Annotated in this window: 13 protein-coding genes; all 13 read right to left on the bottom strand. The window is 33.8% G+C overall.

What is annotated here, in order from left to right:
• Positions 1–6: 6 nt before the first annotated feature.
• Positions 7–1,041 carry a pesticidal protein Cry7Aa gene (locus tag IWX84_RS02230; protein ID WP_196849130.1) on the bottom strand — a complete coding sequence of 345 codons (1,035 nt, stop codon included), beginning with the start codon at positions 1,039–1,041 and terminating at the stop codon, positions 7–9.
• A gap of 20 nt (positions 1,042–1,061) precedes the next feature.
• Entirely contained in the window at positions 1,062–2,039 is a 978-nt protein-coding gene (locus IWX84_RS02235; protein ID WP_196849131.1) for an MlaD family protein, read from the bottom strand.
• Positions 2,040–2,046: 7 nt separating this feature from the next.
• The gene (locus tag IWX84_RS02240) at positions 2,047–2,799 is read right to left on the bottom strand and encodes an ABC transporter ATP-binding protein (RefSeq protein WP_196849132.1); all 753 of its coding nucleotides are present in this window, start codon (positions 2,797–2,799) and stop codon (positions 2,047–2,049) included.
• A gap of 6 nt (positions 2,800–2,805) precedes the next feature.
• Positions 2,806–3,588 (bottom strand): MlaE family ABC transporter permease, encoded by a 783-nt coding sequence (locus IWX84_RS02245; protein WP_196849133.1) that lies wholly within the window; start codon positions 3,586–3,588, stop codon positions 2,806–2,808.
• Positions 3,589–3,758: 170 nt separating this feature from the next.
• Complete coding sequence (locus tag IWX84_RS02250) at positions 3,759–6,359, bottom strand: cation-translocating P-type ATPase (RefSeq protein ID WP_196849134.1); 2,601 nt, start codon at positions 6,357–6,359, stop codon at positions 3,759–3,761.
• 149 nt (positions 6,360–6,508) lie between these two features.
• Positions 6,509–6,802 carry a chaperone modulator CbpM gene (locus IWX84_RS02255; protein WP_196849135.1) on the bottom strand — a complete coding sequence of 98 codons (294 nt, stop codon included), beginning with the start codon at positions 6,800–6,802 and terminating at the stop codon, positions 6,509–6,511.
• Positions 6,799–7,692 (bottom strand): DnaJ C-terminal domain-containing protein, encoded by an 894-nt coding sequence (locus IWX84_RS02260; protein ID WP_196849136.1) that lies wholly within the window; start codon positions 7,690–7,692, stop codon positions 6,799–6,801. The genes IWX84_RS02255 and IWX84_RS02260 overlap by 4 nt, the downstream gene beginning before the upstream one ends.
• Before the next feature lie 210 nt (positions 7,693–7,902).
• Positions 7,903–8,964, bottom strand: a complete 1,062-nt coding sequence (locus IWX84_RS02265; protein ID WP_196849137.1) for a retron St85 family RNA-directed DNA polymerase — start codon at positions 8,962–8,964, stop codon at positions 7,903–7,905.
• 507 nt (positions 8,965–9,471) lie between these two features.
• Positions 9,472–10,626, bottom strand: coding sequence for a phospholipase D-like domain-containing protein (locus tag IWX84_RS02270; RefSeq protein WP_196849138.1), 1,155 nt, complete (start codon positions 10,624–10,626; stop codon positions 9,472–9,474).
• Positions 10,616–10,963, bottom strand: a complete 348-nt coding sequence (locus IWX84_RS02275; protein ID WP_196849139.1) for a CBS domain-containing protein — start codon at positions 10,961–10,963, stop codon at positions 10,616–10,618. Before IWX84_RS02275 ends, IWX84_RS02270 begins: the two co-directional genes overlap by 11 nt.
• Positions 10,938–11,705, bottom strand: coding sequence for a site-2 protease family protein (locus IWX84_RS02280; RefSeq protein ID WP_231385386.1), 768 nt, complete (start codon positions 11,703–11,705; stop codon positions 10,938–10,940). The genes IWX84_RS02275 and IWX84_RS02280 overlap by 26 nt, the downstream gene beginning before the upstream one ends.
• Positions 11,706–11,930: 225 nt before the next feature.
• Complete coding sequence (locus IWX84_RS02285; RefSeq protein ID WP_196849141.1) at positions 11,931–12,920, bottom strand: NAD(P)-dependent oxidoreductase; 990 nt, start codon at positions 12,918–12,920, stop codon at positions 11,931–11,933.
• Between the two features lie 155 nt (positions 12,921–13,075).
• Complete coding sequence (locus tag IWX84_RS02290; RefSeq protein ID WP_196849142.1) at positions 13,076–13,339, bottom strand: zinc ribbon domain-containing protein; 264 nt, start codon at positions 13,337–13,339, stop codon at positions 13,076–13,078.
• Positions 13,340–13,664 lie beyond the last annotated feature (325 nt).

Raw genomic sequence — 13,664 nt, forward strand, 5'->3', positions numbered from 1 at the left:
TTATTTTTAAGATTGTTTTTTCAATTCAAGAAGTAATTCATTTAGGTCTAATTTGGCAACGGCTATGTGTTTGTCAGCAGCACCATAATAAACATATAGGTCATTGCCAAATAGTGCATGACCAGTCGGGAATACTACATCATTTACTTCACCTTCAATTTCCCATTGCTTTGTAGGAGAGAAGAGAGGTAATTCCATTCGTGCTATTTCAATTTCTGGTTTTTCTAGTTGCAATAAGGCGGCCTTAGCATGGTAAATTCTTCCGCTTGTTATTTCTTGCACACCATGATAAATTAATAGCCACCCATATTTAGTTTCGATTGGGGGAGCGCCGGCTCCAATATAGGCTACTTCAAAAACATCTTTGGGGTCAAGAACGATGTATTCGTATAGGTTTTCAAGGTAGTTTTTCCAAAAAGAGTCGTTCAAGTCTGACCAATCATTAAAATAAACAATTTGGATACCAGGCCAAATGCGATGGAGCATAGCGAATTTCCCGTTTATTTTCCGTGGAAATAGAACAACATCTTTATCTCTAAGCAACCGGGAAGTGTCTTCAACCAATCCTATTTCTTTAAAAAGTCGATGATATTGATGGTACTTTGAGTTTAGTTTATTGCCACTACAAAGCACTAAACGCTCATACTCTTGATAATTTACTTTTGGGGTAATGATACCGTGTTTTTCAAAATGCACTAAATCTTTAGAAGTTGCCAGAGCACCCATGGCATTTACGCCGTCATATGCAACGTAGGTTATATAAAAAAGATCATCAATTTTTACAATTCTGGCATCTTCCACGCCGTGTTTTTCATAATCGAAATCACGAGTAAGAATAGGCTGCTCGCGTCTTTCGACTATTTTAAATGGCCCATCGCTTTTTGCGTAGCCAATGGTTGAAAAGTTGCCGTCTTGTACTGCTCGATAAAATATATGTACCGTATTTCCTTCCTGATATATTCCTGGATTTAATACGCCATTATTTTCAAATTCCTTATTGGTAGGGCTTAGAATTATACCGAGTTTTTCTATCGTTAACATGTTTTAGTATTTTACAAATTCTATTTTTGCTGTTCCTTTAGTTTTGCTTTTTCCTGTTTTTTAAAATAGCCACGGAATAAAAAATTATGTTTTAAGGCTTCCATATTTTCGTTTAATCGGGAACTGGCTTCCTTAATATTTGTCATGGTAGAGTCTATTTTTTGAACTAGTCTAGGGTCGTTCGACAGATAGTTTAGCGCTCCTTTTCCTTGTTTAATATTTACAATGGTTGAATTAAGATTGCCCACTACTGTGTCAATTGCAGAACTTGATTTATCTAAATTATGTACGATTGTTTTAATATTATTGGCTACAGCAGTATCTCTCAAAACACCAATCACATTGTTTTTGTTTTCTAAAGATCCAATAATCCTGTTTAATTTTGTCACCGACTCAGAGGTCGATTTTCCTGTTAATTTTAAATAATGCATAGTTTCCCTTAAGTCATTTGCCAAAATGGAGTCTTTAATCAATAAACCCACCGTTCCTTTTCCGTCTGTTATTTCTTTTGTGATTTTAAGTAAATTAGCGGTAAGGTTTGCTGCATTTTTATTTGTTATCCCTAACGTATTTAACATCTCATCCGTGCGAACCCGGCTTAAAGATTTAATTTCATCTCCAGGATCAACGGAGGGTTTTGTTCCTTTTCCCGGGATAATATTGATGATCATATTTCCCACCAGTCCATCAGAACCTATTATGGCAACCGCATCCTTTTTTATATGGTTAAAAATCGTTTTGTCGATCAGCATATCTACTTCAATGACCGTATCGTTAACCATATTAATTCCACGGACCGTCCCTGCATTTATCCCTGAATAACGAACGTTATTGCCTAATTGTAATCCGCTTACATTATTGAAAACCGCCTTCAAATGATTTGTTTGTCCAAACATCTTTTGCTTGTCTCCAATAAAATAAACGGCTATTACGAAAATGAATAAGCCACTTATTACAAAGAGTCCTAGACGTATTTTTTGTGATGTAGTTTTTTCCATTTTATATTTATTTAAAAAATGCTTGCACTTTGGGATCTGTCGAAACAGATAATTCGTCAAAAATACCTTCGGCATAATTCTTCCCATCTACCAATAAAATCATCCTATTTGAAATCACTCTGGCACAATCCACATCATGCGTAATTATGATAGACGAGGTATTGTATTTTTCCTGAACGGACTTCATTAATAGCAAGATTTCTTTGGCAGTAATAGGATCTAACCCAGTTGTAGGTTCGTCATAGAGAATTATTTTCGGCTGGAGAATTAAAGTTCTTGCCAAAGCAATTCTGCGTTTCATTCCACCCGAAAGTTCTTCGGGCATTAAATTTAAAGTATGTGCTAAGCCTACATTTTCCAAGGCTTCCATAACGAGTGGGGTTGTATCTTTTATGACTCCGAACTTTTTTTTATGACGTCGTAATGGGAATTCCAAATTTTCCCTAACGGTCATGGAATCATATAGTGCACTTCCTTGAAAAAGAAATCCAACTTCTGTTCGAAGATCATCTAATGCTGAATGTTTGAGTTCGCTAATATTTTCCCCCATCACCATAATAGTGCCGCTGTCGTGTTCCTCCAATCCAATCAGACATTTTATCATTACTGATTTTCCGGAACCCGATTTTCCCATTATTACCAAGTTTTCACCTTCATATAAGACCATGTTAAAACCATTCAATACATGATGGTCCCCGTAACTTTTTTTCAAGTCTTTGATTTCTATAATTGGTTCCTTATTGGGTATTGATTGTATCATAATCATTTATAAATCATAAAAAATATTTGTTATAAAAACGGCGAGGAAATCAATGATAAAGAGTAGCATTGAGGTAAATACCACAGCAGAGTTGGCTGCTAATCCTACACCAGCTGTACCTTTTTTGCAATTATATCCTTTAAAGCAGCCTACCAATCCTATGGCAAAGCCAAAAAAGAAAGACTTAATTGTTGCGGGTATTAAATCACTAAATTCCGAAGCGTTAAAAACTTGATTGAAAAACAATAAAAAAGAGACATTCCCCTTTATGTTTTCTACTAAGTACGAACCAAAAATAGCAATGGCATCTCCAAAAAAAACCAGAATAGGAAGCATTAAAGTCGTGGCTAAAATCCGGGTAACAACAAGATATTTAAAAGGATTTGTACCTGACACTTCCATAGCATCAATTTGTTCCGTTACTCTCATTGAACCTAATTCCGCACCAATTCCAGAACCAATTCGACCTGCACATATTAAAGCGGTTATGATGGGACCAATTTCTCTAATAATCGAAATACTTATCATAGAAGGCATCCACGAAACTGCGCCAAATTCTTGAAGTGTAGGTCGAGATTGTAAATCAAATACTAAACCAATGATAAATCCTGTGACTGCAACCAAAAGAAGGGAGCGATTACCCATAAAAAAACATTGACGAAGAAATTCTTTAAATTCCGAAGGCCGTCTAAATACTTCTTTGAAAAAACGACCGGCAAAATAAGATAACTCACCTATTTCAAGTAAGAAATTTTCAAATAATTTTCTTATTTTAAAATCGCTATTCATGAGCCTATGAATTAATATTCACAAAAAAACATTCTCTCAAATATACAACTATTACACTGATTTTCAGCGTTTTTAAACGTTGTTAATCAGCTTTTTTAGTTGTTTTGTCGAAAAAATGGTAGGAAAAATAAAGATGTTTAAATAAAGAGATATTGAAGAGGTTTTTATAATCAAGAATTGTATTTCTTTAATTTGATGACCTTTTTTATCAACTTCTCTAATTCAACAGCCCAAAATATAATACTTGATACCGCTACCGTTAGCAATAGTTCCTGTAAAGTCAGTGGCTGTATTTTAAAAATATCATTAAAAAACGGCGTATAAATTATCATAAACTGTAATGAAATTGTGATTAATAAAGCAATAAGCATGGGTTTGTTAGAGAAAAAACCTATTTTAAAAAGAGAATCTCTACCAGAGCGAATGGCCATTACATGTCCCAACTGACTAAAACAAAGTACGGTAAAAGCCATTGTTTGCCAATGTGAGTTTGCCAAATGTATGGCATAAGCCTGCATTGCAATTGTGACGACACCCATTAAAAATCCAACCCACAAAATATGCACTGCCATGCCATCTGAAAAAATATTTTCTTTTGGATTTCTAGGTACTCGTTGCATTATATTTGCTTCTGATGGTTCTGAGGCTAATGCTAATCCTGGCAAACCATCCGTGACCAGATTGATCCAAAGAATGTGAATGGCCAGCAGCGGTATGGGTAAGCCAAAGAACGGCGCTAAAAATATTGCCCATATTTCGCCCGAATTTCCAGTCATAATATACTTTATAAATTTCAGAATATTATCAAATATTTTTCGCCCATGTTTGACCGCAACTATTATTGTAGCAAAATTATCATCGAGCAAAATCATGTGTGAGGCTTCTTTGGAAACTTCTGTGCCATTGATTCCCATCGCAATGCCAATATCGGCATTTTTAAGTGCCGGTGCATCATTCACACCATCGCCAGTCATGGCTACAAAGTGATTTTTGGATTGTAAGGCAGTAATGATTCTTAATTTTTGTTCGGGATTGACACGCGCATAAACTCGAACTCGTTCCACCATTTTTACAAATTCAATTTGGGTTAATTCGGCTAATTCGGAACCTGTAAGTACAAGATCTTCCTCGGAAGAAATGATACCCAGTTTTATAGCAATGGCTTTTGCAGTAAGTTTATGGTCGCCGGTAATCATCACCGGAATAATACCTGCTTCTTTGCATTCAGAAACGGCTTGTCTTGCTTCCTCGCGTGGTGGGTCGATCATCCCCACAAACCCAATTAGCGTTAATTCTGTTTCGATTTCTTCTGAATCCAAATTTTCCGGAAGCGTAGGAAGCGTTTTCATGGCATATCCCAAAACCCGATACCCTTTCTCAGCCATCTCATTTACTTTATTTTCAAATTCTGGAATAAGCATTTTTTGATCGGCATTCAGTTTGTCGAACAAAACATCAACGCCTCCTTTTGTCAGGACAATGATTTCAGCATCAGAGTTTCTGATTTGATGCATTGTCGTCATGCATTTTCTTTTTGAATCAAAAGGTATTTCTGCTATTCGGGGAAAAGGTATTTCTATTTCAGCTCGATTTAAATTTTTATCGAAAGCATATTGTGCCAATGCAACTTCGGTTGAATCTCCCAGCCATTTTCCGTTTTCCTCTTTCAAGACATCGTTATTTAGAGCCATTGCATGAAGCAATTTGTTTTTTTCTTCAAAAACAGTATTGTGTTTGGTGTCTGAAGTTTCAAAAATTTCCTGCACGGTCATTTTATTTAACGTTAGGGTTCCTGTTTTATCAGAACAGATATACGTTACGGAGCCCAGTGTTTCAACAGCCGGTAATTTGCGGATAAGCGCATTGTGTTTTGCTAATTTCTTGGCTCCAAAAGCCAATGCGATGGTTACTAATGCTGGTAAAGCTTCAGGAATAGCGGCGACAGCGAGGGAAATAGAAGTGATCAGCATTGTCAAAACAGATTCACCACGCAACCAACCGATAATGAAAATGATAGTGCAAATAGTAAGTATAACTACTGACAATCGCTTGCCAAAACTGGCTAATCTTTTTTGTAAAGGTGTAGTTGTTTCATCGGTCTGGATCATTTTTGCGATATGCCCCAGTTCAGTTTGCATTCCCGTTGCCACTACATATGCAAGTCCGCGCCCATTAGTAACAGAGGTGCCCTTATACCCCATATTGGTTTGGTCGCCAAGGGCATAATTTCCTTCTGGAAGTTCTTCAGGATCTTTTTCGACATTATTAGATTCGCCTGTGAGCGCTGATTCATCCACTTTTATTTGATGGGTTTCAAAAAATCGGACATCGGCGGGTATAATATTTCCTGCTTCGAGCAGCACCACATCACCCGGGACAAGTTCCGTAGCTGGAATATCCATCATTTTTCCTTCACGTAAAACACGGGCAGAGTTTGCAGCCATATTCTTGAGTGCTTCCATCGCTTTTTCTGCCCGGTACTCTTGGATAAATCCCACAGCAGCATTGATAATAATGATTGAAAGAATAATAATCGTATCAGTAACATCGCCTATTATACCCGAAATAATTGCCGCTACAATAAGTATTAGAATCATGAAATCAGATAACTGAGATAGAATCATCTGAAAAACACTCTTCTTTTTTGTGTCTTCAATTTGATTTTTTCCGTGTTCGTTTAAGCGTTCAGATGCCGTTACTTGATCAATACCGTTTGGAGTTGTATTGAACAACTGGGTTATTTCTGAAAGAGGAAGTAAATGCCAGTTCATCACTTTGTTATTTTATTTTTACAAAATTCAACAGATAACAATTTGAGGATTTTTAATGTGAGATTTTGGGTAAAATGATTCTCGAATTTTAAATTCCTTCTTATATTAGTGCACCAAACTTTTTGAACAAAATGAGAAAATGTAAGTTTTCAACCTTCATACAAACCCAATCTGTTTTTGACAGAAACCAATTCATTTTGTAAATCCTCTATTTTTTGTAGTAAATTTAAAACGACATCTATTCCTTGAATATTTACTTCTAATTCTTGGTGCATTCGTATCATTTTTTCGATTTCGTAAATAGATTCAGGATAAATATATTTGTTTTCATCGATGGTGAGAATCTCAATTAAACCCATTTCGTTTAAATTGAAAAAGAATGACATTTCGACATCATAATGCATGTATAATTTGGATAAAGGGATAAGATTTTCGGTATTCATGACGTTCTTAATTTTGCAAGTTCCTGAAATAAATCTTTTTCTTTTTCGGAAAGATCAGTAGGGATTTTTACTTGATAGGTAATGTACAAATCACCAAATTCTCCTTCCTTTTTATAAATTGGGAAACCTTTTCCTTTGAGTTTTACTTTTGTACCGTTTTGAGTACCTGGTTTTACGGTCAGTTTAACCTTTCCGTTAAAAGTATCAGCCGTTATTTCTCCTCCCAATAAGGCAGCATATAAATCGATATCTACTGTAGTATATAAATTGTGTTTGTCCAGTTTAAAATTAGTGTGGTTTTCAATGGTAAAGGTGATATATAAGTCTCCTTTTGGTCCGCCGCCAGATCCCTCGCCACCCAATCCACTAATTTTAATCTGCTGACCATTTTCTACCCCGGCAGGGATAGTAATTCGGATATTTTTGCCGTTTATGGTTAAGGTTCGCTTGTGGGTTGTATAAACTTCCTTTAAATCCAGATGCAATTCCGTACTGAAATCTTGTCCTTTGAATTGGGCGCTGCGTCCTCTTTGTCTCCCTGACGTACGACCACCAAACATCGATTCAAAAAAGTCCGAATAATCTCCGCTGTCACCTCCAAAACCCCCTTGTTGCCCACCACTTTGATACTGTCCTTGCTGTTTTGCTTTTTCGTACTGCTCCGCATGTTGCCAGTTTTCACCGTATTCATCAAATTTTTTACGATTCTCTGTATGGCTCAATACTTCATTTGCTTCATTGATTTCCTTAAACTTTCGTTCAGCTTCTTTATCATTTGGGTTTAAGTCGGGATGGTATTTTCTAGCTAGCTTTCGGTATGCTTTTTTAATTTCGGCTTCCGTTGCTTTTTTGTCCACTTCTAATATCTTGTAATAGTCTATAAATGCCATTTTACTGTGTTTTTATTATTACTATTCCAGCTATTAGTTTTAAATAAATGTTGCATAAAAAACATGTCGCTACTGGGAAATTGTCACTATCAAATTTAATCAATTTTTGGTTGTTAAAATCAGAATAAAATGTTTTATTTCAAGTAGTTATAAAAATTAAAAGCCCCGATTAGAGACTTTTAAAATGTTTTTTACAAATGAAATTATTTTTTACATAAGCAATGACTGGTTCTTTTTCATTTTTAATGCCTGTTTCTTTTTTAAATCTATCAGTACAGCTTTGTAGCCAATAAACTCAAGATCTTTTGGATTTATTTGCAGAACAAAATTTATCCTTCCCAGTAAGTGTTCCAGATAATTCCTTTGATTGATTTCTTTATACTCGCGATGTTCGTCTATACCAAATTTTTTTATGTAGTGCATCGCTTGTCTTAACTCATTGCGTTTATGAAATACAACTTGTGGTTTTTCATTGACCACTATTCCTGTTACAACCTGACGGGTATTGGGTGTCATGAGTTTTGTTTTACTTTTATTGATATGAAAATTCAAATTTTCAACAGTTTCAGTTATTTTTTCGAATAACTCCTTTTCATCAAAATCGCCTGAAAAACTCAAATCATCTGCGTAACGGGTATATCTTATTTTTCGTTGTTTACAAAAATCAGCAATGGCAACATCAGCATCTTTAAAAATTAAATTAGAAAGTGTTGGACTTGTTGGTGCCCCTTGAGGTAAAGTTTTATCTCGTGTACATAATTTTGCAAGGATTTGCGATACCATTCGGGAATACCCCATTTCAATAAATATTTTTTCAATTGATTTAATCGAAATGGATGGAAAAAAATTTTCTAAATCTAATGTAAGTACTTTGGATTGCTTTTTATGAAATTTTAAATTTTCAATAAGAGCGGTATTAGGTTTATATGCTTTTGCAAAAGGACTTACAGGTATTTTATAAAGTATATTTTTTAATATCCAGATTTGTATTTCTTTTAGACTTGGAAGAGGTTCTGATATTGGTCTTTTTGTTCCGTTTTTCTTTGTTATTTCAAAATCTCGATAGAAATATTGAGGATAATAGGATGCTTTTTTAAGATATTTTTTATTATATCCTACAAGATTAGAAAGATGGGAAGTGTTGTAAATTACTGGAACTTCATGCGAAAATAAAAGCTCAGCATAGTCCAAACAGCGTTGAATATTCTGTTCTGAGTAGCCATTTTTTGAGGCTTCCTGTGTAAAGGTATTTTTGTATTGAGCAAAATCCATAGCGAATAAAATCGTTAATGGAGTAGGGACTATTTTGTCCCTAACCCCAATTAAGAATACCGGTTTAAAAGTTCGGAGCTCTGCGCAGAATCTTTTAAACCTGGTGCTTGAAAAAGCATTCAATTACAGAACAGTGACTCACGGATCCGTCATTAGCCTCAGCTAAATGAACTGTTTGAGAAATGAACTAGAAAAATAATTCCTTTTGATTTGGAACAAAGAGTATTTTTTTGTCCATTTTTGGAATTTTACTTTCTAAATCCTTTCGGATCCATTCTTCTTTTTTCTTGTTTTTTGTTTTATTTATTTCCACTTTTAAAGGTATTATTTTTATTTAAATAAACATAACGTTCTTTTTATTAGTGCTTTATGTTGTTAAATTAGCTACATAAAGTTACAAAAAAATAATTTAATGTACTATTTATGGTTTTAATTTTTAATCAATAATTTCTTAATATAAAATTGTAATTATTTTTATTTAGTCATAACAATTTATAACGCTTACTATTAATTATGGAATCGATTGTAAGGCGTATAAATGACCAATAACTCTATTAATCGGGTACTATAATAAGAGAACCAGTTTCCTAATTTTAAAAATAAATTATTTTTAATTTCAAGATCTTCAGGTGTTATTCTCTGACATTTTGCGATTATTTGGTTGAGTTGCTCGCGATACATTTTAGAAAATTCAGTTGAGTTTATTTCAACATTCATTTCCAGACTTCCATAGGAACTCAAATTATTCAGGTTAAAAGAACCAATAGTGGTCCAATATTCATCAATTACTGCTGCTTTCCCATGCAAAACGGACTCGTTCCATTCATATAATTCAATATTATAACTGAGAAGTTTGGAATAAAGATAACGAGTGGCTCTTCTTGTCATTGGCAAATCTGATTTTCCGGATAAAATTAATTTAATTTCAACCTTGTTTTTAGCCGCCTTTTTCAAGGCATGAATTATATGTCTGCCTGGAAGGAAATAACTTCCCACTATAATTATTTCTTTTTTAGCATTGCCAATAGAACTTTTGTACGCATTGCTTATTTCATTTTTCCTTTTTAACCAGTCATTTTGTAGAATTCGAACTAAGGTATCTTTATGAAGTTGAAAAGCTGTTTTTAATTTTTGATTAGAAGGATGACTTTTTTTAAAATAAATTGCATTGCAAATTTCCTGAATGGGTTTAGCAATCTCGCCGTTCAATTGAACAGCATAATCAAGCCAAGGCGCTTCCGTTGCGGTTCCATGATACTTATCGGCAATGTTAATTCCTCCTAACAAAGCGACTTTTCCATCTGAAACCACTATTTTTTGATGCAATCGTCTACCTAGATAAAAAGTATAGGTTGAAAATAATGGGGCAAAAAACCGAATATTTATGCCACTTTTTTTGAGTTCATTTCTAAGTTGTGAAGGAAAGTGTAAAGAGCCTAATCCGTCCAATAAAAGATAAATTTTAACTTGGCGTGAAGCCGCTTCCTTTAATGCGGTTAAAATGCGGTTTCCCGTGGTATCATTTTCAAAAAGATAGGTCTGAATGTGTATTTCAAATAATGAATTATGAATAATATTTTCCAAACGGGAAAAATAATCTTCTCCGCTATGGACAAGTGCTATATTTTCAAATAGCAGATCGGGATTTGTATCATGCGGCATGGTCGTTTTTTAATTTAACCTCTTCTATTAAAATAAATTCTAAAAGATTCTCTGTGTCCAAAGCGCCTATTACTTCATTATTTTCCATGATAAGCATTAGAGTGGATTTGTTTTTATACATATCTTCATAAACATTCTCGATTAACGAATCGGCTTCAAGAAAAATTAAATTGGGGTCCATTACATTATTGATAGTTTCATTTTCTCCTGTTTTAGCTAGTGCAAGTAGGATTAGATCCCGATTTAGCGTTCCAACTGGGACAGCGTTATCTGTTACTAAAAAATTCTTGTTTTGACTGTCAAGTAATAAATCAATCGCTGTTTTTAGTTTTTGCATGAGCATCAATTACTGGGTATTGTTTCATTAAAATATCCCTAACTTTAAAGCCTTTGAGAAGGTGTTTTGACTGCATGGAATCCGCTTCAACTTGTGCACCTATTATAACAAATATCCCAATGAAAACTAGAAATGGATTGTATAAAAATCCTAAGAGGATAAAACCTACGGCTATAAATTGTCCTATTCGAGCAGCGATTTTTGTGGCAATATTTCTTTCTAATTTAAATGATAAAATTGCCCGTAAAATTCTTCCGCCATCCATGGGAAAAGCCGGAATTAAATTAAAAAGAGCCAACCAAAAATTGACAATAAAGAAGTTAAGGAAAAAATTATTTGCATTTACACCATTTGATAATTTGGCCATTAATTCGTTGGAATCACTTGGAATGGTGATAAAAAGGCCTGTAATAATAGCCAAAGTTATATTGACAAGTGGCCCCGCAATTGCAACCACCAATTCTTCTAAAGGTTTTTCAGGAATTTTATCTAATCGGGCTAACCCGCCAATTGGCAGTATGGTAATGTCTTTTGTATTTATATGATAATTTTTAGCCGCTAAAGCATGTCCTAACTCATGGAGAAAAACCGTTACAAATACACTTAAAATAAATAATACAGACCATAATATTTGAATTGCACTTTGACCATTTTTATAGTTTGCAAAAATAATGAATGCTATAAGTAGGGAGAATGTCCAATGAATATATAAACCGATACCAGCTATTTTTCCGAGTTTCAATGATCCTTTCATCTTTTGATTTTTTGCTAAAAATTATTTCAGAATGCATTTACGACCATGATATAATAATTAATGTAAAATCAATAAATTTTATTTTATTAACTATTGATTTTCAGTCAATTATATACTAAGTTACAAAAAAAGTCGAAGCAAGGGCAAATTAATTATTGAAGAGTACTACTTAATCCATCTACTAAAAAATTGAAAAATTGTCGATGAGACTATTTATTTGATTTCATTTTTGCAAATGCTATTATAAGCCCATTCATTTAAATTTGCAATTGTAGTACTGGCAATTCCATTTAATACTTCTGCAGTTAAAAAGCCCTGATGTCCGGTCAGTAAAACGTTTGGATGAGAAGAAAGTTTAAGTAATAAGTCGTCATTTATAGCAGAGCCGGTATGATCTTTAAAAAATATTGACTTTTCATGCTCATACACATCTAAACCTACGCCAGCAATAATTCCATCATTTAAAGCGTGTAACAAATCAACTGTATTTACGATACTTCCATGTGCGGTATTTATTAAAATGGCTTCTTTTCGCATTTTTGCAAAAGTACTTTTGTTAAAGAGATGATTGGTTTTGCTGTTAAGCGGACAATGAATGGATATTACATCTGAATTGGAACATAAATCATTGAAAGTGGTATATGAAATATTGGCTTGAAGCTTTAATTCTTCATCTTTTACAGGATCATACGCTAAAATTTTACAACCAAATCCATGCATAATTTTTGCAAAAGCACTACCTGTTTTTCCCGTTCCAATGATACCCATTGTTTTTTCTTGCAAATTGAAACCTATCAAATGATCGATCCGATAATCACCCAGTTGCATTAGTTTTTGACCTAACATCAACTTTCTATTTAAGGCTAATAGCAAAGCTACCGCATGTTCAGCAACTGCAAAGGAAGCTGATATAGGGGTATTGGCAACTTTAATTCCCAATGCATGTGCTTTGGATATATTGATATAATCGGAACTTTCGGAGCGTAAAGCTATATATTTAACTCCCAAAGCATGCAATCGCTCCAGTACAATTGCTGAGGCTTCGTCTGAAGTGAAAATCGAAATGGCATCAAAACCTTTTGCCAGTTTCACGGTGGTTTCATTTAGTGATAAATCAGTGTAAACTAAATCGAGATTACCATGTGTTGCTTTTTCAATAAATGGTTTGTCGAAGCCAGATATACTATAAATTAATGTTTTCATAGCGGTGCTTTTCTAGTTCTAAAATTTAACTTTCTATAAAATCAATTCATCAATACTTTATCCACTTTAGGTTATCACAATTCAAATTATTTAGGGAAACATTTTTTTACGCCACTATGATTTTCCGCTAACTGAATAATTTGTAATTTAAAAATCTAATTTTTACCGTTCCATCGTTTTAATGTCGGTAAAATATTGATTGCTTTTTGAATAGTATATATTGGAAGTTTTAGTTTCTTCATTTGCGTTGACACGGTGTCTTTCATGTCCTCTAAATTCATAGTTGGTTTTTTGAAATTGCCGTTCTCATAACAATATTTGCAATACTCTTCATTTTTGAAGCCGTTTTGCTCGGTTCCTTTTAGTTCTTCTTTGTCAAGAGGCATTCCGCAACTTTGACACAATACTATATTTTCCATAAAATTTGATATTTAAAAGGTTCGATTATAGTTATTTCAATTAGTCGCAAATTTTTTTTAAGGAGTTTTTTGCAAAAAAAATAATTTTTGTCGATTGGTTCAAAAGTTTTCAAATACCTGCTTTCGCAAAATGGACAGCCAATTTTTTTTATTTAAATTTTAGTAATCGGCTTGCTATTTTTCGTCTGAGGGTCCTTAGAATATTTTTACAAAATCAATATCTAGAAGGGCAACTTTCATTGCAAATTCTTTTCCGTCAACTATTTAATTTTTTTATAATCCAAAAAATCATACTCTATTTTATTTATGATAGAAACCCTGTTTT

It is taken from the genome of Flavobacterium sp. CG_9.10, assembly GCF_015752245.1.
Taxonomy (GTDB): domain Bacteria; phylum Bacteroidota; class Bacteroidia; order Flavobacteriales; family Flavobacteriaceae; genus Flavobacterium.